15 protein-coding genes are annotated in these 26,838 nt (G+C 37.7%); 8 read left to right on the top strand and 7 right to left on the bottom strand.

The window, feature by feature from the left end; all coding sequences use genetic code 11:
• Positions 1–44: 44 nt before the first annotated feature.
• Positions 45–2,141 (top strand): peptidylprolyl isomerase, encoded by a 2,097-nt coding sequence (locus HA632_RS10160; protein ID WP_176307056.1) that lies wholly within the window; start codon positions 45–47, stop codon positions 2,139–2,141.
• Positions 2,142–2,191: 50 nt separating this feature from the next.
• On the opposite strand, the gene HA632_RS10155 is transcribed toward HA632_RS10160, so the two are convergent.
• From HA632_RS10155 to HA632_RS10125, 7 genes are all read right to left on the bottom strand, one after another.
• Entirely contained in the window at positions 2,192–3,106 is a 915-nt protein-coding gene (locus HA632_RS10155) for a GYDIA family GHMP kinase (RefSeq protein ID WP_176307055.1), read from the bottom strand.
• 4 nt (positions 3,107–3,110) lie between these two features.
• Complete coding sequence (locus HA632_RS10150) at positions 3,111–4,427, bottom strand: hydroxymethylglutaryl-CoA reductase, degradative (RefSeq protein WP_176307054.1); 1,317 nt, start codon at positions 4,425–4,427, stop codon at positions 3,111–3,113.
• A gap of 75 nt (positions 4,428–4,502) precedes the next feature.
• A complete protein-coding gene (locus tag HA632_RS10145) occupies positions 4,503–7,271 on the bottom strand; it encodes an AsmA family protein (protein WP_176307053.1) in 2,769 nt (922 codons plus the stop codon).
• Positions 7,272–7,391: 120 nt separating this feature from the next.
• Positions 7,392–10,256, bottom strand: a complete 2,865-nt coding sequence (locus HA632_RS10140; protein WP_176307052.1) for an alpha-amylase family glycosyl hydrolase — start codon at positions 10,254–10,256, stop codon at positions 7,392–7,394.
• Positions 10,257–10,317: 61 nt separating this feature from the next.
• A complete protein-coding gene (locus HA632_RS10135; RefSeq protein ID WP_176307051.1) occupies positions 10,318–11,367 on the bottom strand; it encodes a SusE domain-containing protein in 1,050 nt (349 codons plus the stop codon).
• Positions 11,368–11,387: 20 nt separating this feature from the next.
• Positions 11,388–12,938 (bottom strand): RagB/SusD family nutrient uptake outer membrane protein, encoded by a 1,551-nt coding sequence (locus tag HA632_RS10130; protein WP_176307050.1) that lies wholly within the window; start codon positions 12,936–12,938, stop codon positions 11,388–11,390.
• 19 nt (positions 12,939–12,957) lie between these two features.
• Entirely contained in the window at positions 12,958–16,044 is a 3,087-nt protein-coding gene (locus HA632_RS10125) for a TonB-dependent receptor (RefSeq protein WP_176307049.1), read from the bottom strand.
• A 226-nt stretch (positions 16,045–16,270) separates the two neighbouring features.
• Between HA632_RS10125 and HA632_RS10120 the strand changes: the two genes are divergently transcribed.
• From HA632_RS10120 to HA632_RS10090, 7 genes are all read left to right on the top strand, one after another.
• Positions 16,271–17,290 (top strand): LacI family DNA-binding transcriptional regulator, encoded by a 1,020-nt coding sequence (locus HA632_RS10120; RefSeq protein WP_176307048.1) that lies wholly within the window; start codon positions 16,271–16,273, stop codon positions 17,288–17,290.
• A 187-nt stretch (positions 17,291–17,477) separates the two neighbouring features.
• Positions 17,478–19,007, top strand: coding sequence for an MFS transporter (locus tag HA632_RS10115; RefSeq protein WP_176307047.1), 1,530 nt, complete (start codon positions 17,478–17,480; stop codon positions 19,005–19,007).
• A complete protein-coding gene (gene pgmB, locus HA632_RS10110) occupies positions 19,000–19,653 on the top strand; it encodes a beta-phosphoglucomutase (protein ID WP_176307046.1) in 654 nt (217 codons plus the stop codon). Before HA632_RS10115 ends, pgmB begins: the two co-directional genes overlap by 8 nt.
• 34 nt (positions 19,654–19,687) lie before the next feature.
• Positions 19,688–21,994, top strand: coding sequence for a glycoside hydrolase family 65 protein (locus tag HA632_RS10105; RefSeq protein WP_176307045.1), 2,307 nt, complete (start codon positions 19,688–19,690; stop codon positions 21,992–21,994).
• Positions 21,995–22,138: 144 nt separating this feature from the next.
• Entirely contained in the window at positions 22,139–22,519 is a 381-nt protein-coding gene (locus HA632_RS10100; RefSeq protein WP_176307044.1) for a GxxExxY protein, read from the top strand.
• On the top strand, positions 22,506–24,374 hold the full coding sequence (locus tag HA632_RS10095; RefSeq protein WP_176307043.1) for a glycoside hydrolase family 13 protein: 1,869 nt from the start codon (positions 22,506–22,508) through the stop codon (positions 24,372–24,374). Before HA632_RS10100 ends, HA632_RS10095 begins: the two co-directional genes overlap by 14 nt.
• Positions 24,375–24,464: 90 nt before the next feature.
• Positions 24,465–26,837, top strand: a complete 2,373-nt coding sequence (locus HA632_RS10090; RefSeq protein ID WP_176307042.1) for a TIM-barrel domain-containing protein — start codon at positions 24,465–24,467, stop codon at positions 26,835–26,837.
• The last annotated feature ends 1 nt before the right edge of the window (position 26,838 follow it).

The following is a 26,838-nucleotide window of genomic DNA, read 5'->3' as shown; positions in this document are numbered from 1 at the left end:
AATTGTATTTTCGCAAACTGAATTAAAAATTAACAAGATTAGAAATGGCAATTTTATCAAAAATTAGAAATCGCTCAGGCTTACTTTTAATACTTATAGGTTTTGCATTATTGGCTTTTGTCGTGCAAGATTTATTTAGCAACGGCTTTAAAAGCATATCAACTGACGTAGGAAGTGTTAACGGAAAGGATATTTCTTTTGAAGACTTTAGAATTAAAGTAGCAAACGTTGAAAAAAGCGGACAAAACGGTCAACCAATGACTTCTATGCAAGCTTCTAACCAAGTTTGGAACCAAGAAGTAAGTGTTGCCTTGTTGACCGCTGAATTCGAAAAATTAGGATTACGCGTTGGCGAAAAACATATTGTTGAAGTATTCAAAGCGGATCCCAACATTGGCCAAAACCAAATGTTTATGAATGCTGCCGGAAAATTTGATGTAACCAAGTTTAAAGATTACTTCAAATCCAATCCGGAAGGAATTCAAATCTTAAAAGAAAGAGAAAAAGACGCTGAATTAAATGCCAAGTACCAAATTTACAATTCATTGGTAAAAGGCGCCATGTATACTACAGAAACTGAAGGTAAATTCAAATACGAGGCCGAGATGAACAAAGTAACTTTTGACTTTGTTTCAGTTCCTTACTCAAGCATCAAAGACAGCGACGTTAAAATCACTGACGATGAGATTTTAGCTTACATCAAAACCAAAGAGAAAAAATTCAAATCAGAAGAATCTCGCGAATTGGAGTATGTATTGATTGAAGAAAAACCATCTGCTCAAGACGAGGCAGAAGTTAAAAACAAAATCAATTCGCTATTGACTACACGTGTTGAATTCAAAGATGGTAAAAATGATACGATTCCAAGTTTCCAATCGGCAAAAAATATTGCTGAATTTGTAAACCAAAATTCTGACATTCCTTTTGACTCAACTTACATCACCAAACAAGATTTGCCGGCAGAACACGCTGAACAATTATTTGGTTTAGCAACCGGTCAAGTATACGGACCATATATGTTTAGCAACTACTATTGTATTTCTAAAGCTTTAGGAAGAAAAGCAGGTGCAAAATCAAAAGCAAGTCACATCTTAATCAGTTGGGAAGGTACTCAAGTTCCTAACAAAAAAGAGAAAAGAACTAAAGAACAAGCCAAAGCCAAAGCTGAAGGATTATTAGCCCAAGCATTAGCCAACCCATCAATGTTTATGATTTTGGCGATGTCCAATTCTGATGACTCTTCTGCACAACAAGGCGGTGATTTGGGTTATTTCGGTCCGGGCCAAATGGTGAAACCGTTCAACGATTTCGTATTCAACAATCCGGTTGGAAAAATTGGTTTAGTAGAAACTGAATTTGGTTACCACATCATTAGCGTTACCGACAAGCAAGACGCTATTAAATTGGCTACCATTGCTGAAAAAATTGAGCCGTCAGAAGCAACAAATGACAAAATTTACACCCAAGCTACTAAGTTTGAAATGGATGCTACTTCCGGTAAAGATTTTGCTGCTTTGACCAAAGAAGCTAAATTGACGGTGAATCCATCGGTAAGAGTTAAAGCCATTGACGAAAGTTTTGGTGCGGTTAGTAACCAAAGACAAATCGTGAAATGGGCATTTGCAGACGATACTAACATTGGAGACGTAAAACGTTTCGAAGTAGTTAATATGGGTCATGTAATTGTGAAATTGAAAAAAGTAAACGAGAAAGGCTTAATGGCTGTTGAAGAAGCCAGACCACAAGTGGAAGGTCTTTTGAAAAACAAAAAGAAAGCAGAAATGATCAAAGCTAAAATGACCGGAAGTTCATTGGCTGCCATTGCTGCCTCAAATAAAGTTGCAGTGGTTAACGCTGTTGATTTAACCCTTGAAAGTCCGGCTGTTCCTGGTGCCGGTTTTGAGCCAAAAGTGGTAGGAACTGCTTTCGCTTCAAAAGCAGGACAAATTTCTAAAGCTATTGATGGCAATGCCGGAGTTTATGTAGTGGTAACCAAAACCGTTGCTAAAGCACCAGCACTTCCAAAATATACTGATTACGTAAATAAATTAAAGCCACAAGCTGCCGGTAATGCCGGAAGATTTATGCAAGCGTTGAAAAACGAAGCAGACATCCAAGACAACAGAGCTGATTTCTATTAATCGTAAATCACAATAAATAAAAAACCCCGAAGTGAATTCGGGGTTTTTTATTATAAGATCATTTCGTGGTAAGGGATGACTATTTCAAAACCTTTTTCTTTGAAGTAGTCTGTTGGATTTTCTTTAGAGATGCTCAGTACAAAATCACCTCCCCATGCGCCTAGACTTTTAATCACGCCATCAAAATCGTGAAATAGTGTTTCTTTAACCGTCGACAATTCTAAAATATTGCTTAAGGCTATTTCATGTTGGGCCAAAGCCAATGCGAAAGTTTTAGGCTGCTCCGCCTCTACAACTGTTTTCGTCAGTTCATTAATCACCGGAATGGTTTTGCGAATGTCGACCTGATTGCTGTAATACGAGGCTATCGCATTTCTGCTGTTCTGCTTTTTATTCAAATAAACAAAGAAAATTTTATCCGTAAAGTCGGGATTAAAGTTCACAATCTCAACCACCGGTTTTTCGTCTACAATTTGGTATAAAATCCCTGAGTTATTTTGGGCGCACGCAATATCGTAACCACTACCGCCAAAACTTCTTTTAAGCAGTTCAAAGGCATCAATTTGCAACCATTGGGCAATGTTGTTGATTAGTGTAGAAGATGTTCCTAAACCCCATGATTTGGGAAATGTCAGTTCGGTGGTGATTTTATAACCTTTCGTTTGGGTAATAAAATCAGAATTCATCAAATACGCTTCGTGCAGGATTTCAATTAAAGTGTTTTTAATGCTTTTGGCATCATCATGGCGTTCTTTTCTAACTATCGAGGCAAACGGAATAATATCTTCAAACCAAACACTCTTGTCGCTGTCGTAACTCGTCCATTGAATGCTGTCTCCATCAGCTTCTTCTATGATTAGATTTTGCCCATACTTGGTAGGCAACGCAAAAGCTTGGGCACCGTCAAGTACCACATATTCTCCTGTAATGAGTAATTTTCCGTTGCTGTAAAAGGATTTCTTCAAAAGATTATTTTCTTAGATTTTCAATCAGTGCTACTACGGCAGAATGTGTCACCGTATTTTTTTCGAAATGCTTTACAATTGTTTTTCGCTCTTCGGATGTGGCTTCGAATTGGTTTAAAATATTATTCAAATGCATTTTCATATGACCTTCCTGAATTCCGGTTGTGGTTAACGAACGTAAAGCAGCAAAATTTTGTGCCAAACCGGTGACCGCAACCAATTGCATTAATTCTTGTGCAGAAGGTTTGCCTAGGATTTCCAAAGCCATTTTTACTAACGGATGCAATGAAGTCAATCCGCCAACCGTTCCTAAAGCCAACGGAATTTCCATCCAAAAGGTAAAAATACCGTTCTCAATTTGAGCATGAGACAAACTTGAATACTGACCATTTCTCGAAGCATAAGCATGCACGCCGGCTTCGACGGCACGGAAATCATTTCCGGTAGCCAAAACCACAGCGTCAATACCATTCATGATGCCTTTGTTGTGCGTTACCGCGCGGAATGGTTCAATCTCTGCTATACGAACGGCTTGCACAAATTTCTCGGCAAACTCTTGCGGATTTTCTATTTTCTTTTCAGCTAAAGCTGAAACTTCACAGGAAACTTCGGCACGCACTATACAATTCGGAACATAATTGGACAAGATACTCATGACAACCGTAATGTTCTTTTCGGCTTCGCTAAAAGCGGAATGGTTTTGTGCTGCTTCTTTTAAAGTTTTGGCCAATTGTTCCAAACACGAATTGATGAAATTCGCGCCCATGCTGTCTTTGGTTTCAAAGGTTGCATGCAATTGGTAATAATTCTCTAATTCCGCTGTTTTATCTTTGAGTTCCAATCCTAAAATACCGCCGCCACGCTTTTGCATGTTCTTGGTAATGCTCTCGGTGGAATCGATTAAAGTTGGTTTTACTGTATTGAAAAAAGCTTGCAGTTTAGCTGCATCTCCTTTGAATAAAAAGTGAACTTGACCAATCTTTTCTGTATTTAAAACGGTCGCTTTGAATCCGCCTCGTGTACTCCAAAACTTGGCTGATTTGGCTGCTGCCGCAACTACCGAACTTTCCTCAATCACCATTGGTACCGAATAATATTTACCATTGATTAGGAAATTGGGCGCAATACCCATCGGCAAATAGAAATTGGTAATTGTATTTTCTATGAATTCGTCGTGCAGCTGTTGCAATTTGACATCGCTGTTCCAATATTGTTTGATGGTGGTAATCGCTTCGGTCGGATTACTGAAATATTCGTTAGCAATCCAATTGATTTTTTCTTCTTTGGACAATTTGGAAAAACCGGCAACTGCATTATTCATATCAAAAAATAAAAGTTTATTGGCTACAAAGATAAGTTATAGCGCGTGAATTTATAACCGAAAAACTATTGGAAATTACAAGGGTTTTGGTTCCGCTGAAATAGGTTGCGGCACTTCGCCCTCGTATTCGGTTTCTTGTAAGTCTTCGGTTTGTTTGCCCAAACGTACTTTGGGTTCGTCTTGTGTTCCCGTAACTTTAATCGGAATGCCAATGATGCCAAATGGTGGTAAACCCAAACGCATTTTAATATTCAGCTTGCCGTCAAAACTGGTTTGTCCTTCAATTCTTGGGCGGAAACCGGCGACTTTGAACTTGAAACGTTCAATATTGATGATGTTATTTTTAATGGTGGTTTTGATATCAACTTGCGATACATCCGGATTTTTAATAGCGTCTTTGCCTGTTTTTTTGCTTACGGCACCAAACATTTTGAACCCTTTCATCTTGACCTTTTTTACAGACAAGGTTCCTTTTCCGGTTAGGGATGGATAAATGGGTGCCATATTCGCGTCGAGAATTCCGGCGACTTTATAATCTAAGGAAACAATTCCTTCGGCACTTTCGGCTGCGGTTGCCATTTCTCGGAACATTTTTACTTCGTTGTAAGCGCGTTTGATGTCGAATTCTTTGGCCAAAATCTTGAAATCAAAAAAAGCTTTCTCAGTCGATTGACTGCCGTACACCAAATCCATTTTAACATTGGCACCAATCAAATCAAAACCGGATTGTTTGAGTTCTAATTGCCCTTTGTCGATTTTCATGTTGCCTTTTAGATTGTCTATAGCCAACCCTTCAAAATTAATTTTTTTCGCAGTAGCCTTAAACTGCAAATCGAAATTAGAAGGAATCACCACCACTCCGGCTGCGACTGTTGCTTTAGTTGAATCTGAAATGGTTGTTGCAGTGGTTTGTGTCATGAATTCATCGACATTGATATAGTCCGACTGCAATTGGAAATTCCCTTTCAATATGGCTTTATCCGTCAACACAAAATCGATTACGTTTTGCAGATAACCATTCATTTTAAAATCGGATTGACCGTAGGCCGCCATGAAATCATTGAAGTTCATTTTGTCCTGATTGAACACAAAAGTTCCTTCTTTAATCACAAATGGTTTGGGCAAATATTCCGAAGTGGTTTTGATATTTCTCAATTTTAAAGTGCCTTTGTTTTGCAACTTAGCGTATCTGCCATTCATAGCGTCATCTTGCGAACCTTTGAAGGAAACATCGGCATTGATGTAGCCTTTTACATCGAGCCCTTTTTGGGAAAAGACTTGGTAGATTTTGCCTAAATCCAATTCGCCTTTGGCTTTAATATCGTAATTGATATTTTCGAAATTCTGCAGCTTGGCGTTGACAAAAATAGGTTTTCCCTCGAACTCAAAAGAAGCCGGCGTAATATTGATTTTCAAATCATCCAACGATCCTTTTTGGTCTAAAACCGTGGCGACTACATTGATGTTCTGAATCGGATTTGGGTAATAATCGGTTTTTACGTAGCCGTTTTTGAAATTGATTTTCCCATTGGTTACCGGAATCTTACCGTTCTTTTTGTCGTAAACCCCGTTTGATTTGATGTCCATATTGAGTATACCGCGCAAATCCATATTTTCCAATCCGAAAGCTCTGTCCATTTGGGCTAAATCAATTTTGGAATTGATTCTGGCGCTGATATTCGGTTTCGACAAACCTTCAGTTTTGATAATTGCTTTGACATAATCTTTATCGACATTAAAGAAAATAGAATCGATATTGACTTTTAATTTTTCGGTGTCCAAGGACGGTAATTGGGTGTCAAAATTGAGGAAGATATTCGATACCGGAAAAGGTGCATCTTTGTATTCAATCAAACCGTCACGAATTTTCATATTGAAAGCCACATCTGGTTTTTGATTTTTAGAAGCGATGTATTTTCCTTTTAGGGTAAAAGACAAATCGGTACTGCCTTTGACTTTGGTTTTGTCGAGCCAAGTAACATAAGCCGGTGGCAAAGCCGTGAAGAAATCGTTGAGCTTACTGTCTTCCGATTTGATGTTAAAATCCATATCGTAACCATTGCTCAGGAAGTCGAACTTCCCGTTGAATTCCACCGGAAGCTTGTTGATTTTTAAATTATTTTGTTGGAAGACAAAGGCCAGGGAATTGGTATTGATTTTGGTAATCAAATCGGCTTTTACCTTTTTGTTTTTGAGGTATTGTTGTCCGTCATAGGCAAAATCGAAGTCTTCGATTTCGGCTTCGGTATAGATGTCGAATATGGCTTGGTCTAAGTCGCCGTTACCGATGTAATTAAATCCTTTGGCATCGATTAAAACTTTCGTTGATTGGTCATCGTACACCAAATGGCTGTCTTCAATGGCAATTTTATCCAATCGAAGTGACGTATTACTTGTGGTATCTTTTTTTGTCGTTTCGGCTTCGGAAATGTAGACGTTGTAATTGGCTTCGCCTTTGGCATTGACTTTTACATTAATTAACGCATTGGACACGAAAACTTTATCGATAGTAACACTTTTGTCAAAAATCAAAGAGCTGATATCTATTCCGAACGACACTTCCTTGGCGGAAACTAATGTTTCATTTTGGTAGGGTGCAGAACCTTTTAAGGAAAAATCGGTTAGGGTTAAAGTTAAAGACGGAAAGTGATTGAAGAACGAAAGATTGGCTTCTTTGAAATCTAATTCGCCGTTTAATTTCTTATTGGCGAACGCTTTTACTTCTTCGGCAATTTTTCCCGGAAAAAGTATAGGCATCAAAAACAACAAAAGGATAATAGAACCAAAAGTGATTCCGGTTATCTTTAAAATCCTGACTATGATTGACTTTGATGGCTTTTTCATGAGTCAAAAATACAATTCATCACAGAGACAAAAAAATTTAAGGGGAAAATTTTTATAAAACAAAAGCCACGCTTAAAAAAAACGTGGCTCCTGCAAAATAATTATATAACTAATCTAACCTTATTGTTTGATTAATTTCATCGTTGTAGAATGGTTATTTAGGTCAAAAGCTTTGACTAAATATACACCGCTGTTCAATTCACTGATGTCGAATTGATCGGCTTCTGATGAAATATTTTCAAAGGATTTAACTCTTTGTCCGGTGATAGAATACACTTCCACTTTGGCCACTTGTCCTTTGATGCTGAAACTTCCTGAAGTTGGATTTGGATACAAACTCACTTGGTTCACAATGTCAAAATCATTAGTTGATAAAGCTACAGGCTGATTACCATAGACTCTGAAACCTCCCGGAGGCAATGTAATTGTTGCGGTGGTGCTGGTTACATTGTAAGGGGTATTATCCATCAAATTGTACCAATTTCCGGTGTATGGGAAACTAGGATTAATATTTTGACTTGCCACAGACATATTGGCAATAATAACCACATTTTTCAATTGTGTTGAAGGTAGTGAATTGTCATAGACATAAATTCTCTGTCTGATATTATTTCCGTCTGGGCTAATGGCATAATCTCCTTCAAACACTTGCTCTTCGATTTTCATTTGGATTAATCTTTTCCAATCGTTGTACACTTGCTGTCTGTTGGGTGTAGTCATGGTTAACCAGTTGTTGACCCATTGTGGTTGTGGTTTTGTGGCTAATTTACAATCTCCTGTTGTGACATCGTTCTCTGAATTTACAGTTCCATTTTCACAAGTGTAAATGGAATTGTTCATTCCTAATTCAGCGAAGTGCCAAATCATTTTTGGCCCCGGAACTAGGATAGATAACGCGCCAATAGCCGACATTCTTGCAACGGCATTATTTAAATTGTTCAGTGGTGGTGCTGTTCCTCCTCCATTTCCGTAAGTAACAGCTTCATAAACCAATCGGTCTTTGTCATGACTTTCAGGGTAACCTAACAAACGTTTGCCGGTAAATCCTCTGCTCACGTGACCCATTCTGCTAATATCAGCATTGGTTGAGAATCCCATAGTAAGTTGTTTGTAGGCTTCGTGTAATTCTCCCCACATCATGATTCCTTTACTTGGAGTTTCTCCAAGACGGTAATTGGCCCATTGTTGTTCTTCGCTATCACCACCCAAATGTTCGAAGATAACGTAATGTGTTGGGTCTAATAACCAAGAGTAATCGGCATATTCTTTGAGAACGGCAACACGGTCAGCTTGGTAAGCATTGGTACAAGTGTCATCTCCTCCGGAACAGTTTTGGGTAAATCCTTTGGTTAAATCCCAGCGGAAACCATCAATTTTGAATTCTTGTATCCATTGCTTGATGACTCTTTTAGTATAGTATTTGGTTCTTGCAGAAGAGTGATTGAAATCGGACCCGACACTATAACTATGTTTGGCAAACTCATTAAAATAAGGGTTATCGGCAGCAGGATCACCCCAGCCGTCCCCATCAGGATCTTTCATCCACATTCTGACCATTGGATTTCTTCCGAAAGCGTGATTTAATGCAAGGTCTAGAATAACTGCTATTCCGTTTTGGTGGCACAAATCGACAAACTCTTTAAACTTAGCTGCGTTACCGTAGAATTTATCCAAAGCCATATGAAAAGAAGTGTTATAGCCCCAGCTTTCATTTCCTTCAAATTCCATTACCGGCATCAATTGGATTGCATTAACTTTTAAATTTTTAAAATAGTCAATTTTATCAATTAAATCTTGGTAATTTCTATCGGCATCAAAATCTCTGACTAAAACTTCATAAACTACTAAATCTTCTTTTTTAGGTTTAACGAAATTGGTTGTTGCCGAGCTCCAGTTGTAGGGCGTTTGACCGGTTTGCAAAACGGTAACTTCTCTTGTTTGCCCGGCAGGGAATGCCGGTAAATTAGGGTAAGAAGCGGCTGGGATGTATGGGTCGTCAAAAGGTGACAGTACTAAGGTTGAATAAGGGTCCGCTGTTTTTACAACTGCGGGTGAATTGGTCGTTGGTGTAGAATCTACTACCCAATACTGATAGGTATATTGTTGTCCCGAGGTCAATCCGGTTAATTCTAACCAAAACTTTCCTGTTCCCGGGTCTTTTTTCATCAAATAATTGGTTCCCGGTTGCCAGTTGTTAAAACTTCCGGCGAGGTAAACAAAATCTTTTCCCGGTGCGTCTAATACAACCGTTGCTCTGGTCACATCGGATGGATTGTAATTGATCCCGTCTTCGAGACCGGATGCCATTGTTTCATTGACTGTTCCGGCATTTACAATAACTCCAAAAGTTTTTGAGAAAAAAGTAGCGCCTTGTGTAATTTGTAGTTCATAAGTCTTATTAACTGTAATATTGGCATCGGTATAATTATAACTTGTTCCTGAGAAAGTGTTAATACTAACACCATTGGCCAACAAGTTATAATTAGCCGGACCGTTTGTATTATTGGCAGTTACTGTCAAACTTTGACCGCTATTAATAATGGTATTACTGTTTTCAACCGGTGTTACTAATGCCGCCTGAAAAGCACCTACATCTAAAGTCAAATCAACTGTTTGTGCATTACCGGCTGCATTTCTGAAAACCATATTAACTTTGGTCACCGAACCGGACGTCACATTGTAATACTGAAGTATTGTTGGTGTTAAGTCTAATTTATATATATTTCCCGAAACTAAAGTCAGCGCCGGTTGTGTGGTATTGTTACCCCAAGAACCTTTTACGTTTTGCCAAGGGGTTCCGTTTACCGTTAACCCTGTATGAGCGTATATTGTCCCTGTGTAAGTGGCTAACCCTGTACCTGATTTATCAAACAGTATGGTAGCTGCTGCTGTAGCATCAGGATTGGAACCGCCTTGCCAAGAAACTTGAGCGAAAGCTGAATTTCCTAAAAGGGCTGCAAACAGAAATAAAATAAAATTTTTCATAGCTTAAAATTTAAAAAAAGGGTTTCCAAAAGAAACCCTTTTTTAGTTATTCTTAATTTACTTATTGAAGTGTCACTGAATAAGTATATTGTCTTGGATTGCTTAAATCTAAAACAACATTATAGGTCCCAGCAGTATCAACTGATAAATCCGGTCCACCATAGTTCATTGAACCATCTAAATCTGAATCTGCTCCTAAATTAATGTCCCAAGCATTGTTGGCTCTGAATTTATAACCTCCGGCTGTCATAACTACTGTTCCTTCCCATTTTTTGGTAGTAGCATTGTAAGTTAATGCAGTACTATTATCCCAACCTCCTGGAGTTGCAGCACCTACAATTCCCCAATTTGTTGGAACAACAGTGTAAAGCAATGTTGTTGTATTGGCATTAACTCTGTAATAACCAGGTGTAGCTACAATGTCTGACTCTCCTGATTCTGCAAGAACTCCTGAGAAAGAACCATCATCACCCCAATCAGTATTACCCCAGGCAAAGGCTCCTGCTACATTAGGCCCAACAAATTTGAATCCTCCGTCTAACCACATATATCCTTCATAATCTGTTTGATTAAATCCTGAAGAAGCTATTCTTGGAGCTGTTGGTGGATTCCAACCTTGGTGGTTTCCAGGAACTGCTAATTTTGGCAACTCAGTAGTATAGGTTGTTACTGTCAAAGTAATAACATTTGAAAAACTTTCCATTTCAGCATTAGCGCCTAAAGTTCCTCTTATTCTAACATCTAAATCTCCGGGAGTGTATGGAGTTAAACCTGCATCTAAAGCCACTTGATTTAAAGCTGCTACTGACCAAGTAAAAAATCTGTTTGTAGTTGTTCCACCAGAGATCACTGTTGCAAAATCGGTTCCGGCTAATGCCACTTGAACCTCATAATTTACTTCCGTTTGAACATCATAATCTGCATGATTCCAAATTAAGGTTGTAGCTTCATTGGTTTCGTTAGCCGGAGACAATTCATATTCTGTTCCGGAAGCAGGAGCAATTAATTCAGGATCGCCTACAGCCTGAGCTATTGTTTGATCATCATTTTCACAAGCAACTCCTGCTATTAACAAGAAAGCTAAACTAGATATTTTTAATATTTTTTTCATTTTTAAGTATATTTTTTTAATTAGTAACCTGGGTTCTGAGTTAAATTAGGATTGGCTTCAAGAGCTTGTTGAGGAATAGGGAAAAGTTTATAGTTGGTTGAAATCGAAGCACCATTTAAGGTGTTTCCTTTCCATGGCCACAAATAACTACCGCCTGCAAATTTGTCAAAACGGATAAGATCCGTTCTTCTGTGTCCTTCAAACATCAATTCTCTTCCTCTTTCATCTAAAATAAAATCTAAGGTCAAATCTCCGGCTGAAATTGCATTAGCACCTGCTCTAGCTCTTACTAGATTTACATAATTCACAGCTTGAGAAACTGAACCGCCACCTGCACCTCTTACTACACATTCTGCATACATTAAATAAGCATCTGCTAATCTGTATAAAGGAAAATCGGTACTTGAAAAAGACGTTGGTGAAGAACTTGAGAAGAAATTAGAGTTTCTAAATTTGGTCGAAGGATAACCATTCTCCCATTCTCTGTAATCGGTCATTTCATAAGTATGGCCAGATGTCCAAAACAAATGCGCTCTTTGGTCAGGTGAAGAAGCTAATTCACCGGCATTAGCGCCAAATAAACCATACCATGCTTTAGAAGCTCTGTGTCCGCCCCATCCTTCGGTTGCACCATAATCTGACAAAGTCATTGTAGCAGAGTTCAAACTTCCATTTACCAAATAGGTAGTATTACCATAACTTTGGCTAACCAAAGCATCAGCAATTAAAGGATAAATGATTTCGGGTGATGTATGGTTGTCTCCAGAAAAAATGTGTTCAAAATTTGGATCCAAACTATAACCTCCTTCAGTAATCACTTTAGAAATGAAGGTAAGTGCTTCTGTGTATCTAGGAGTACCCGTGTAAACTTCTGCATTGATATACAATTTTGACAGTAACATTCTGCCAACTGCTTTATTGGCTCTACCATACTGATTGGTATCCGGTAAAGTATTTTCAATAGCCAATAATTCAGATTCAACAAAATTAAACAGCTCTTGTCTTGATGATTGAGGTAACGGTGTTGCACTACCTAAGTTATCTTCAGTTAATAAAACGCCTTTACCAAAACAGTCAATTAAATAAAAATAAGCTAAACTTCTTAAGAATCTAACTTCACTTACAACTGCTTCTTCGTTAGGAACATCAACACTAGACAATACCGCCAATAAATTATTACATTGTGGAATAGTGTAGAAAGCTCTGTTGTATAAATATCTGAAAAACTTGTTATTGGCATCCCAATTAGAAGTAGTGGTTAACTGGTCTAATCCATCGTCTCCCCATCGGTTTTTCATACCATCTGCAGTAAACTCCTGAAGATTGATAATTCCCCTTAAGAAAGGAGATTCCCCCGCGTCATCACTGATGTCTGAACTTCCGGGACCATTAGCACCGGAAAGGGCAAACGAACCATACAGTTTTGACATAATACCTGTGATAGCATTGGGATCTTCTTGCAACAATTGTTGAAGCGACAATTCTACCAAAGGTTCTGTATTTAAATCATCGGTACATGACAATGTCCCAAAGAACAAAATACAAATGCTAAACAATTTTAATTTTTTCATTTTTTTCATAGTTTTTTAATTAAAAATCTAAACTCAGACCAAATGTGTACATTTTAGGTCTAGGGTAGAAATTGTTATCAATAGAATTGAAATTCTCCGGATCTTGACCTTTGTATTTGGTGATGATAAAAGGATTATTTAAAGCTCCATACACTCTTAATGATGAAGATTTAATGAACTTGTTAAATCTATACCCTATTACAATATTTTCACAACGTAAAAATGTAGCATCTTCTAGGTAGTAATCTGATAAAGGTACGTTACCTTGAATGTTTTGGATTGAAGCATCCGCTTCATTGCTGTAAAAATCAAGCACGTTGGTTAAACTGTTGGTATTTACCGGTAATGCAGCATCAACCCATCCTAAACTCATTTTTCTCTGATTGTAAGTTTGACCACCGATTTGACCTCTGAAGTTTGAACTTAAATCCCAGTTTTTGTAGTTGAAATTAAATCCGAATCCAAATGTCCAATTCGGACGTAAGGCTTTGTAATATCTATCATCGTTAGTAATAACTCCATCGTCATTTCTATCCACAAAAGCACCAGGAATCAATGAACCGTCTGCTGAATATAATTGTTGGAATACCCAAGCAGAATAAGGTTGAAATCCTACCGCATGACGCGCTAAATATACTCCTGTTTGTGTACCAATCCCAGACTCGAAAGCAGTAATTTGAGTAACATCATTTAAGTCTGTAACTTCAGTATAGTTATAGGCTAAATTGGAAGTAATTTCAATACTTGCGTTGTCTGTCTTGAATGGTTTGATGTTTAAATTCAACTCAAACCCTTTTCCTTCTGTAGAACCAACATTTTTCACAAATGAATCTGAAAGTCCTTGTCCCGGTGGCAAAGCTACTCTGGCAAGCAAATCAGTTGTTTCTCTTTTATAGATGTCAAAACTTCCTGATAAGAAACTGTTTTTAAACAAATCAAAATCAAGTCCTAAATTGTATGTGGTTGTTTTCTCCCATGTTAAATCAGGGTTGAAGGCAATAGCTGAATACAAATTAGTTCCTGAAAGATACTGACTTGAATTACTACCTATAGCAAACAAAGGTGTAGAAGGATAGAAACCTACCGCATCCGTAATATTTTGTTGTCCGGTTTTACCGTATCCAATTCTGATTTTAGCATCGTTAACTGAGCTTACATTTTTCAAGAAACTTTCTTCTTTAAGTTTCCATGCTAAAGCAGCGGCTGGGAAATAGCCCCATCTTTTGTCTTCTCTAAACAAAGATGAACCGTCAGCTCTGAATGAAACGGTAAGTAAATATTTATTAGCAAAATCAATGTTTGTTCTACCGAAATATGACTGTAAGTTTAAAACATTGAAGTATCTGTTATTAGGATTATTAACATTTACAACTAATTCTCTTATACCAGTATCATTATTATATTGGTAAAATTCTCTGTGACCGTCATTTTTGAAGTTTTGATAAGAGTAACCTCCTTGTAAATCAAACTTATTAACCAGTCCTTTTAATTCTTTAGCATATAAGAAATAGGAATCCCATGTAGTATTGGTAATTCTTTGGGCTTCGTAATAATTTCTTCCCGGGTTGAATACATAGTTTGTATTAGGATCCGTTCCTTGATTAAAACGATAAGTAGCAATAGAATTATCAGAATACTTTTCTTCAATAACAGCTCTTGAACCATCCAAACCAAAATTATTTACAAAATGTAAATCCGGCAAGAAGTGAAATTTATAGTCAAACTCAACGTTTCCTAAAAATCTGTAAACTCTTTCCGGTCTGTCTCTTTGCTCTAATATGGCTAATGGATTCCAAGCGCCATCTAATATATAACGTCCTCCGTTTAATCGGGTGTTTTGATAATATCCGCCAAATCTGTTGTTAGGAGAATTATCATATACCGGTTTAGTAGGGTCCATATAAACTGCGCTACCTAAAGCGCCTCCTTCATCTACAGCATTTTTCTTGCTTGATATCCCTTTGGCATTAATGTCAACTTTTAAATGCTTTTTAAAATAAGTTGGCGTCAACTTAAGCGACATTGTAGTTCTTTGATAATCATTTGTTTTGATTAACCCTTCTGTTTTATTGAATCCTAATGAAGCTCTGAAAGGCACATCTCCAAAAATATTGGCTCTGGCACTAAAGGCATGATCCGTTGAAAATGAATTTCTGAAAATCTGATCTTGCCAATCAGTATTAGAAAGTATTCTTCCTTCTACTTCAGGAGTAGACAAATCATCCGTCAAAGTACTGTTGGGATCATCAACCCCTAACAAGTTAGTAAAGGTAGGATGATATTCTTGAATGAACTTAACAAAAGTAGACCCATCCATGATTTCGATTTTCTTCCCTACTTTTCCACCTGTGAAATTAGCAGAGTAATTAAATTTAATGTCTCCCGTAGTTCCTTTTTTTGTAGTGATGATAATTACACCATTTGATGCTCTTGATCCGTAAATTGCAGTTGCACTTGCATCTTTCAACACTGTGAAACTCTCAATATCATTCGGGTTAATAAGCGAAAAAGGATTGCTAACTCCGGCCGGATTGTTACTGTCAATCGGAATTCCGTCAATTACAATTAAAGGATTGTTACTTGCACTTAACGAAGCACCTCCTCTAATTCTAATATTAGGTGCAGAATCAGGCTGACCACCATTAGTGGTAATTCTAACACCCGCAACTTTACCAGTCAACAACTGGTCTGCAGATACAATCGCACCCTTATTGAAATCCTTTGCAGTTACAGTAGTTACCGATCCCGTTGCATCTTTTTTCTTAACGGTTCCATACCCTACTTGTACCACAACTTCTTGTAGCTGGTTTGCGCTTTCATCTAAGCTGATGTTAACAGTTTTTTGACCTGAAAAAGTAACCGTTTTAGAGTCATAACCAATAAACGAAAAGACTAATTTGTCTCCGTTTTTTAGGCCTCCTAACTGGAATTTCCCGTCAAAATCTGTTGTGGTGCTGTTGTTCGCACCTTGAACAATTACATTTACTCCCGGCAATGGTTGGCTTGATTTGCTGTCAACAACAACTCCGCTTAAAGTGCTCTGTGCAAGAGCGCTAAAAGGCAGTAGCAGGAATAAAAATAACAACTTTTTGTAAATTGTTTTCATACGTTTTGTTTAGGTTAAAAATTTAATTTTGTGCTTGTAAATATACTTCGAATGTTAAATTTATGTAAAAATTTCAATTGATGGAATAAACGCTTGTTAAATCTGCACCGAAAACGTTTTCGTGTTGAAAACTTTTCTATTATTTCATTATTTTAAGGCTAAAATTGACAGAATTAAAAATAACGTATATCTTTATTCAGAAATCAGTATTTATTACATTCCTAAAATGAAAAGAAAAGTAACACTCAAGCAGATTGCCAGAGAACTTGACGTCTCCATTTCTACCGTTTCAAAATCACTTAGAAACAGTTTGGAAATAAGCGAAGATACACGTCAAAAAGTTCAAGCATTTGCCAAATTATACAACTACAAACCCAACAATATTGCCCTGAGTTTAAAGAACAAAAAAACCAAGACAATTTGTATTATTATTCCCGAAATTATCCACCATTTCTTTGCCACGGTCATCAGCGGAGTAGAAAATGTAGCCAATGAAAACGGCTATAATGTTTTGGTTTGCCTCTCAGACGAATCCTTTGACAAAGAAGTAATTAACATGGAAATGCTAGCCAACGGAAGTATCGATGGCTTTATCATGTCGCTGTCAAAAGAAACCCAACAAAAGAAAGATTTTCACCATATAATTGAAGTCATCAATCAAGGAATGCCGGTGGTAATGTTTGACCGTATCACCAATGAAATTCTTTGCGATAAAGTAATTATCGACGACAATCTTGCAGCCTTCAATGCAACCCAGCACTTAATCGATAAGGGCTTTAAAAAAATTGCGCTGATTTCAACCGTTGATTATGTAAGCGTTGGAAAACTTAGAACTGAAGGCTACGTCAAAGCCCTAAAAAACAATGATTTAAAAGTAGACGAAAATCTTATTTTAAAAATTGAAGACACCGAAAACTTCGAAGACAGCATAGCCCATCTTTTGGCCAACAATGAAATTGATGCCGTTTTTGCCGTAAATGAATTGTTCGCTGTCACCGCTATAAAAGAAGCAAATAAACTGGGCAAAAAAGTCCCGGAAGACATTTCTATCATCGGATTTACAGACGGAATCATTTCCAAATATTCTTCTCCAAGCATCACAACGGTTAGTCAAAATGGCGTGAAAATGGGCGGCAAAGCTGCTAAAATGCTGATTGAAAGACTAGAAGCCGAAGAAGAAGACGAAGAACAATACAGAACCGAAGTAATCGAAACCGAGTTGGTCGAAAGAGAATCCACGAAATAAAAGGATTTTTATCAACAAAAAACGTTTGCGTAACTTGTCAATATCATTTTTTTTAAAGAGAATCATCACAATATAAATTCTTTATTATCTTTACCCTAATTATCAAAGCTTGTACTTTACTTCGAAAACAAATTAAAGTTTTGATAAGCAAAGCGCTTATCGTATTACAAACCAATAAATTACGATAATGGAAAAGCGTAAATTAGGTTTCTGGCAAATTTGGAACATGAGTTTCGGATTTCTGGGGATTCAAATGGGTTTTGCCCTGCAAAATTCAAACGTTAGCAGAATATTTCAAACTTTAGGAGCCAATATTGATGACATCCCTATATTATGGGTTGCAGCTCCTTTAACCGGTTTAATTGTTCAACCTATCATTGGTTATTTCTCAGACCGAACTTGGACCCGATTAGGCAGAAGAAAACCCTATTTTTTGGCTGGTGCCATTTTAGCTTCAGCAGCATTATTCATAATGCCTAATTCACCCGTGCTTTGGTTTGCCGCAGGAATGCTTTGGATTATGGACGCTTCCATAAACGTTTCAATGGAACCCTTTAGAGCTTTTGTTGGGGATAATCTGCCGGAAAAACAGCGAACAATGGGATTTGCTATGCAAAGTTTCTTTATCGGAATTGGCGCCTATTTTGCTTCCAAACTCCCATTAATCTTTACCTATTTCGGTGTTGAAAACACAGCTCCATTAGGGATTATTCCAGATTCGGTTAAATATTCGTTTTACCTGGGCGGAGTTGCTTTCATTGTGACTGTTCTTTGGACAGTGCTGACATCTAAAGAATATTCTCCGGAAGAAATGGAAGCCTTTGAAAAACACCAAGAAACAGAATACAAAAAAGAAACCCATTCAGCAGAATGGTTTGCTACCAATGCAAAATCACACTTAACAAAAGGTATTTTATTTTTGATTGTCAGTGTTGTTTTTTCTTATGCCATTTTTAATTATGATTTAAAGAAAGATTTATATGTGCTTTCCCTAGGTTTAATTGGATTAGGCGGATTGGCCATGTTGGTCTCAGGATTATTGCAAAAAGCCAATAAGACAGACAATGGTTTTGTAACTATCATGAACGATTTTCAGTTTATGCCAAAAATCATGAAGCAATTGGCTTGGGTTCAATTCTTTTCTTGGTTTGCTTTATTTTCTATGTGGATTTACACTACACTTGCTGTGACGCAACACATTTACGGTACAACAGACACTACTTCTGAGGCTTATAACAATGGTGCGAATCAAGTCGGTGAAATGTTTGCTAATTACAATCTGATTGCGGCTATCGCTGCATTTTTGTTGCCGTTATTAGCCAAATACACCAGCAGAAAATTTACGCATTTCATTGCCTTAACTTTTGGTGGATTGGGATTAATTTCCATTTATTTCATCACCGAACCTACAACATTTACTATGGAATGGTTACCGATGATTGGGGTTGGAATTGCCTGGGCTAGTATTTTGTCCATTCCTTACGCTATGTTATCCGGTGCTTTACCATCAAGTAAAATGGGTTATTATATGGGAGTTTTCAACTTCTTTATTGTAATTCCACAATTGGTCGCTGCTTCTATCTTAGGCTTTTTAGTCTCTAGATTTTTTAACAGCGAACCTATTTATGCCCTATTAATTGGTGGCGCATCTATGATTCTTGCGGGAATTATTTCACTCACCATCAATGACAAATCGAAAATTATTATTAATGAGTAAAAAAGCATTCATTTTCGACCTTGACGGAGTTATCGTTGACACAGCCAAATACCATTTTTTGGCTTGGCAAAAATTAGCTCAAGAGTTAGGAATCGAATTTACCCCTGAACACAACGAAGAATTAAAAGGCGTTAGCCGCGTTCGTTCTCTTGACATCATTTTAGCGCTTGGTAACGTTCAAGCTTCACAGGAGGACAAAAACAAATGGCTAATCCAAAAAAACGAAGAATATTTATCCTATTTGGTAGATATGAACGAAAGCGAATTATTACCCGGAGTGATCAACGTTCTTCAATTTATTAAAGAAAAAAAACAACTAATTGCCCTAGGATCGGCCAGTAAAAATGCCCGACCTATTTTAGAGAAAACAGGGATTTTGCACTTTTTTGATGCCATCGTTGATGGCAATGATGTAACCAATGCCAAACCCGATCCGGAAGTTTTTCTAAGAGCCGCCAAATTAGTAAACGCTAACAACAAAAACTGCATCGTTTTTGAGGACAGCGTAGCCGGAATTCAAGCCGCCAACATTGCCAACATGATTAGTGTTGGTATGGGCGATGCTGAAATATTGCACGAAGCAAAGTATAATTTTAAAGATTTTACGTTTATGGATTTTTCTTTTATAGAAGCTCTCCTCGACTAAAATTGAATGATAAAAGGACAATAAAAAAATTACAATGAACCAAGATTATATCAAACCAGATAACTGGTCAATTATTGAAGAAGGATTTGATTTAGACAGCGTAAAATCCTCGGAAAGTTTATTCAGTATCGGAAACGGTGCCATGGGTCAACGTGCCAATTTTGAAGAATTCTATTCAGGCAACACTTTCCAAGGAAGTTACATCGCCGGGATTTATTACCCGGACAAAACCAAAGTGGGCTGGTGGAAAAACGGCTATCCGGAGTATTTTGCCAAAGTGTTAAACGCACCGGTTTGGATTGGAATCTTAATCGAAATCAATGGTGAAACACTGGACATGGCTGCTTGTAAAATAGCCAACTTCAAACGCGAACTGAACATGAAAGAAGGTTGGTACAATCGCTCTTTTTCAGCCACTTTGAACAACGGAATCGAAATCGATGTTAATGTCAGACGTTTTCTTTCTTTGGATTTAGATGAATTGGGCGTAATCAAATACGAAATCACTCCGAAAAACAATGATGCGACTATCGTTTTCAAACCTTATCTAGACGCCGGAGTACACAATGAAGACGCCAACTGGGAAGAGAAATTTTGGGAACCATTAGAAACCCAACATCAAAATAACGAAGCTTTTGTCGTAGCGCGTACTTTCAAAACGCATTTTGAAGTAGCTACTTATATGCACAACAGCATTTTCATCAATAACGAAAATCAAAACGCCGAACCAACCTTTGTAGACACTACTTCAGACAAAGTGGTTTTTACCTATGAGCAACTGGTTTCAAAAGGCCAAACGGTAGCTTTCCAAAAATTGGGTGGTTACACCGTTTCCATGAATCATGCTTCTGCCGAATTGATACCGGCAGCACAAAAAGTAATTCAAAAAGGATTGGCTTTAGGCTATGATCGTTTACTACAAAACCAAATCGAGGCTTGGGCCAAAATATGGGAAATGAGCGATATCACTATTGAAGGTGATGTGAAAGCCCAACAAGGAATTCGGTTCAATATCTTCCAATTGAACCAAACCTATTTGGGCAAAGATTCTCGCTTGAATATCGGTCCGAAAGGATTCACCGGAGAAAAATACGGCGGTTCCACTTATTGGGATACCGAAGCCTATTGTATTCCTTTTTACATGGCGACCAAAGACCAACAAGTAGCCAGAAACCTTTTGGCTTACCGCTACAACCAATTGGACAAAGCCATTGAAAATGCTGAAAAATTGGGCTTTAAAAATGGTGCCGCATTGTATCCGATGGTAACCATGAACGGCGAAGAATGCCACAACGAATGGGAAATCACATTTGAGGAAATCCACCGAAACGGCGCTATTGCTTTCGCTATTTTCAATTACTACCGATTCACCGGAGATTATAGTTACATTCCTGAAAAAGGTTTGGAGGTGTTAATCGGAATTGCCCGTTTTTGGCACCAAAGAGCAACTTTCTCTACGTATAGAAATCAGTACGTAATTTTAGGCGTAACCGGTCCGAATGAGTACGAAAACAACGTCAACAATAACTTTTACACCAATTATATTGCCAAATGGTGTATCGATTATACCATCGAGCAAATCGAAAAAGTAAAACAAGAATATGCTTCTGATTACACCAGAATCATGAGTAAAGTAAAATTGGAAGACACCGAAATCCTTCACTGGAAAAAAGTAGCCGACCACATGTATTTTCCGTATTCTGAAGAACACGATGTCTATTTACAACAAGACGGTTTCTTAGACAAAGAATTGGTCAAAGTACACGATTTAGACAAATCACAACGCCCAATCAACCAAAAATGGTCTTGGGACAGAATCCTGCGTTCTCCTTATATCAAACAAGCCGATACGCTACAAGGTTTCTATTTCTTTGAAGATCATTTTACCAAAGAACAATTGGAGAAACATTTCGACTTTTACGAACCGTTTACTGTTCACGAAAGTTCGTTATCGCCTTGTGTACACTCCATTCAAGCTGCTGTTTTAGGCCGAATGGAACAAGCGTATACGTTCTATTTAAGAACGTCACGTTTAGACTTAGACGATTACAACAAAGAAGTCGAAGAAGGGTTACACATCACGTCAATGGCCGGCACTTGGATGAGTATTGTGGAAGGTTTTGGCGGAATGAGAGTTAAAAACGACACTTTGCATTTCGAACCAAGAATTCCGAAAGACTGGGATGGGTATTCGTTTAAAATCAATTTTAGAAACCAAATTTTAAAAGTGGCTGTTCACCAAAATGAAACCAACTTTACCCTGGAAGGCGAAACAGCGATTTCGGTTTTTGTCAATGGTAAAGCCATTTTAGTAGAACCGAATAGTTTGGTGACTGTGTAATTTCTCGCAAAGACACAAAGTCGCAAAGATATTTTACTTTGCGACTTTGTTTTTTAAACATAACTAAAGAAATAAAACATAAAACCTTTGCGTCTTAGCGCCTTTGCGAGAAAACATTTTTTTCATGACTATAAAAATATAAATATGACAGAAAACGAACTTTCAAAAATCATAGTTGACATAAGTTACAAAATACACACAAGACTTGGTCCAGGCTTATTAGAAAGTGTTTACGAAGCAATATTACATCATGAATTAACAAAAAAAGGTTTAACGGTAGAAAGACAGAAACCTATTCCTGTAATTTGGGAAGATATCCATCTAGATATCGGTTTTCGCTCAGATTTAATTGTTGAAAACAAAGTTATTATTGAAATAAAATCAGTTGAAAAAATTTCAAATATTCATTTAAAACAACTCTTAACGTATATCAGAGTCACTAATTTAAAATTAGGATTATTAATAAATTTTAATGAAGCATTAATTAAAAACGGCATAAAACGAGTAGTTCATGGATTATCTTAAAAACCCTTCGCGCCTTCGCGCCTTCGAGAGATTAACAATACTAATGATTTTAATCTCTTTTTCGGCTTTCGCCCAAATTGACAAAGTAGAGCCACCGTTTTGGTGGAATGACATGACGCTTTCCGATGTTCAAATCATGTTTTACGGCAAAAATATTGCCCAAAACGACGTCACTGTTTCCAACGGCATCATCATCAAAGGCATTCAAAAAACCGAAAACCCGAATTACCTTTTTGTAACCATTGAAACCAAAAATGTTTCAGCCCAAGATTTTGTGTTTACGTTTAGAAATGGCAAAAAATCCTTCACCCAAAACTATTCGCTTAAAACCAGAAGGGAAAATTCTCGCTTCCGCAAAAGCTACGACAGTTCTGATGTAATCTATCTTTTAATGCCGGACCGATTTGCCAACGGAAATCCAAACAATGACAATAATGCAGCCTTAACCGAAAAAATGGATCGTTCCAAAGACAACGGAAGACACGGCGGTGATATTGAAGGCATCATCAAAAATTTAGACTATATACAATCGCTTGGTGCGACTGCTGTTTGGCCAACGCCACTTTGCGAAGACAATGACGAAAGAGGTTCGTATCATACTTACGGTCAATCCGACGTGTACAAAATTGACGCACGTTTCGGAACTAATGATGACTATGTTCGTATGAGCGCCGAATTGCACAAACGCGGCATGAAAAACATTATGGATTATGTAACCAATCATTGGGGTTGGCAACACTGGATGTACAAAGATTTACCCACACGTGATTGGGTTCACCAATTCCCGGAATTTACAAATTCTAATTACAGAATGACGACACAATTCGACCCTAATGCTTCCGAACGCGATGCTAAATATTGTATGGACGGCTGGTTCGTAAAGTCGATGCCTGATTTGAATCAGTCGAATCCTTTGGTATTAAATTACCTGACGCAAAACGCCATTTGGTGGATTGAATATGCCGATTTAGATGGTTTCCGTGTGGATACTTATTCGTATAATGACAAAGTCGGTATAGCCAAATGGACCAAAGCCATCACCGATGAATACCCGCATTTCAATATTGTAGGTGAAGTTTGGATGCAAGACCAAGCGCAAATGGCTTTTTGGCAAAAAGATAGTAAAATTGGCGCCATTCAAAGTTATAATTCCTATTTACCAAGTGTAATGGATTTCACTTTATACAATGCTTTGGAAAAAGTGTTTAACGAAGACAAAGGCGAATGGGATAAAGGAATGATCAGAGTATATGATAATTTTGCCAATGATTTTTTGTATCCCAACATCAACAACATTTTAATTTTTGCCGAAAATCACGACACCAATCGTATCAATCAAGCTTACAAAAACGATTTCAAAAAATACCAAATGGCAATGACTATTTTGGCTACGGTTAGAGGAATTCCTCAATTGTATTACGGCTCCGAAATTGCGATGGCCGGTGACAAAGGCAAAGGCGATGGCGATATTCGTCATGATTTTCCCGGTGGTTGGAATGGCGACACCAATAATGCTTTCACCAAAGCCGGTCGAACTGAAGAGCAAAACAAATTCTACGATTTCACAGCCAAACTATTCAACTGGAGAAAATCAAAAGATGTGATTCATTTTGGCAAAACAACACATTACATTCCGGAAAACAATGTTTACGTCTACTTCCGTTACAACGAAAAAGAAAGCGTGATGGTAGTTGTAAATAACAGCAACGAAAAACAAACCTTCAAAACCAACAGATTTCAAGAAAATCTAAACCATTACAAATCAGGAAAAGACGTTTTAAGCAATGCTTCTTTTGATTTAAAAAACGATGTGACTATTGAAGGGAAATCGGTTTTAGTCTTAGAGTTAAAATAAATAAGTCTCGCAAAGTCGCAGAGACGCAAAATAAATAAAAATGCTTTGTGCCTTTGTGCCTTTGTGCCTCTGCGAGATTAATTAAACAAAATGAAAAAGCTATTACTACTATTATTAATTACCACATTTTCATTCGCCCAAAACGCCAATAGAAATTACCTTTCACATAGCTGGAAAAATAACCTATTGGAAATAAAAACCAGTGACGGAACTTATCGCATCAAACCTTATTCCGATAAAATTGTTGAGACTTCTTTTGTGCCAAACGGGGAAAGTTTCAATGCCAATTCGCATGCCGTAATCAAAACCCCTGAAAAAATAAAAACCGCTGTTTCCAAAACAGACCATTCGATTTCGCTTTTCACTAAAGACATTACGGTTGTGATCAACAAATCGCCTTTTAGAATTACTTATTCCAATAAAGGCAAAGTCTTGTTGTCTGAAAAAAACGGCTACATCAAAAAGGACAGCACCGAAGTTTTACAATTCAATCTCGATAATTCAGAAGTATTATTTGGCGGCGGTGCAAGAGCTTTAGGCATGAACCGTCGTGGAAATCGTTTGGCTTTATACAACAGAGCCCATTATGGTTATGAAACCCGTGCCGAGTTGATGAACTTCTGTATTCCGCTGGTTTTGTCTTCCAAATTGTACGCCGTGCATTTCGACAACGCCGCGATTGGTCATTTGGATTTAGACAGTAAAAAAAACAATACGTTAGAATACGAAACCATTTCCGGCAGAAAAACCTATCAGGTCATCGTAGGCGATACTTGGGAAGATTTAGTAGCCAATTATACCGATTTAACCGGAAAACAACCGATGCCGGCACGCTGGACTTTTGGGAATTTCTCCAGCCGATTTGGCTATCATACCCAAGAAGAAGTCGAAAAAACGATTAATCGATTCAACTCCGACGGCATTCCGGTAGATGCAATTATCCTCGATTTGTATTGGTTTGGCAAAACCGTACAAGGCACCATGGGCAATCTCGAATGGGACAAAGAACAATTTCCGAATCCCGAAAAAATGATAGCCGATTTGAAGACCAAAGGCGTCAAAACAATTTTAATCACCGAACCTTTCATTCTGACAACCTCATCCAAATGGCAAGAAGCTGTCGATAAGAAAATATTGGTTACCGATAAAACAGGAAAACCGGCCACTTGGGATTTTTATTTCGGAAATACCAGTGTAGTCGACATTTTTAAACCGGAAGGCAATCAATGGTTTTGGAATGTGTACAAACGCTTAATTAACCAAGGTGTCGGCGGCATGTGGGGCGATTTAGGCGAACCGGAAGTCTTCCCGTCCAAAGCGATAACAGCAGCCGGAAAAGCGGATGAAGTCCACAATATTTATGGTCATAATTGGGCCAAATTAATCGCCGATGGTTACCAAAGAGATTTTCCAAACCAAAGACCATTTATCCTAATGCGCGCCGGTTATTCGGGTTCGCAACGTTTTGGGATGATGCCTTGGAGTGGCGACGTTTCCAGGAGTTGGGGCGGATTGCAATCCCAAATGGAAATCGCGATGCAAATGGGAATGCAAGGCATGGCCTATATGCACTCGGATTTAGGCGGATTTGCCGGTGATTATTTCGATAACGAATTGTATTTGCGTTGGTTACAATACGGCGTCTTCAACCCGATTTTCCGTCCGCATGCTCAAGAAGATGTGGCATCGGAAGTAACTTATAAAGATGTTCACACCAAGGCCAAAGCCAAAAAAGCAGTAGAATTGCGCTACCAATTGATGCCTTACAACTACACTTTGGCTTTTGAAAACAACCAAAAAGGAACACCGTTAATGCGTCCGTTATTCTTTGAAGAGCCAACGAATGAAAAATTGCTCAACGAAAAGGAAAGCTATCTTTGGGGTAATGCTTTTTTGATTAAGCCAATAACAATACCACTCCCAGAAGAACCTTTTTATTCTGAGATATATTTTCCAAAAAGTAGTAACTGGTTTGAATTTTACACTGGTGAAAAACATTTTGGAGGAAAATCTGATTTTGTAAAAATAGAGGAAGACCATATTCCGACATTTGTTCGCGGCGGTAGTTTTGTTCCGATGATTGAAACCATTCCAAACACTTCAAAATATTCGGTGGACAACTTCAATTTGCATTTTTACTTTGATGAAACGGTTAAAACCTCAACAGGGAAATTATACAACGACAACGGGGAAACGCCACAAGCTTTTGAAAAAGGACAATACGAAATATTGAATTTCATCAGCAATAACAATGGGAAGGAATTGGTTATAAAACTAGCTTCAACCGTTGGAAAAAACTATACGGCAACAGACAAAACGGTTTCGGTATTGATTCATAACATCAAAGCCAAACGCATTTTTGTTAACGGACAAGAAATGGTTTTCAAAACCTTTAACGAACCTCTATTAATTCCGGTAACCTGGAAAAAAGGCACTACACCTGAAATTAAAATTGAATACTAAT

It is taken from the genome of Flavobacterium sp. J49 (assembly GCF_011742145.1).
Lineage (GTDB): Bacteria > Bacteroidota > Bacteroidia > Flavobacteriales > Flavobacteriaceae > Flavobacterium.
Note: the sequence above shows the minus strand (reverse complement) of the source record. Positions and strands in the feature narration are given on the sequence as shown.

What these genes read in the sequence shown, in the direction of transcription:
- HA632_RS10125 (WP_176307049.1), bottom strand. Translation starts at nt 16,044, where the DNA reads ATGAAAACAATTTACAAAAAGTTGTTATTTTTATTCCTGCTACTGCCT.
- HA632_RS10105 (WP_176307045.1), top strand. Translation starts at nt 19,688, where the DNA reads ATGAACCAAGATTATATCAAACCAGATAACTGGTCAATTATTGAAGAA.
- HA632_RS10095 (WP_176307043.1), top strand. Translation starts at nt 22,506, where the DNA reads ATGGATTATCTTAAAAACCCTTCGCGCCTTCGCGCCTTCGAGAGATTA.
- HA632_RS10150 (WP_176307054.1), bottom strand. Translation starts at nt 4,427, where the DNA reads ATGAATAATGCAGTTGCCGGTTTTTCCAAATTGTCCAAAGAAGAAAAA.
- HA632_RS10145 (WP_176307053.1), bottom strand. Translation starts at nt 7,271, where the DNA reads ATGAAAAAGCCATCAAAGTCAATCATAGTCAGGATTTTAAAGATAACC.
- HA632_RS10135 (WP_176307051.1), bottom strand. Translation starts at nt 11,367, where the DNA reads ATGAAAAAAATATTAAAAATATCTAGTTTAGCTTTCTTGTTAATAGCA.
- HA632_RS10120 (WP_176307048.1), top strand. Translation starts at nt 16,271, where the DNA reads ATGAAAAGAAAAGTAACACTCAAGCAGATTGCCAGAGAACTTGACGTC.
- HA632_RS10115 (WP_176307047.1), top strand. Translation starts at nt 17,478, where the DNA reads ATGGAAAAGCGTAAATTAGGTTTCTGGCAAATTTGGAACATGAGTTTC.
- HA632_RS10160 (WP_176307056.1), top strand. Translation starts at nt 45, where the DNA reads ATGGCAATTTTATCAAAAATTAGAAATCGCTCAGGCTTACTTTTAATA.
- HA632_RS10140 (WP_176307052.1), bottom strand. Translation starts at nt 10,256, where the DNA reads ATGAAAAATTTTATTTTATTTCTGTTTGCAGCCCTTTTAGGAAATTCA.
- HA632_RS10100 (WP_176307044.1), top strand. Translation starts at nt 22,139, where the DNA reads ATGACAGAAAACGAACTTTCAAAAATCATAGTTGACATAAGTTACAAA.
- pgmB (WP_176307046.1), top strand. Translation starts at nt 19,000, where the DNA reads ATGAGTAAAAAAGCATTCATTTTCGACCTTGACGGAGTTATCGTTGAC.
- HA632_RS10130 (WP_176307050.1), bottom strand. Translation starts at nt 12,938, where the DNA reads ATGAAAAAATTAAAATTGTTTAGCATTTGTATTTTGTTCTTTGGGACA.
- HA632_RS10090 (WP_176307042.1), top strand. Translation starts at nt 24,465, where the DNA reads ATGAAAAAGCTATTACTACTATTATTAATTACCACATTTTCATTCGCC.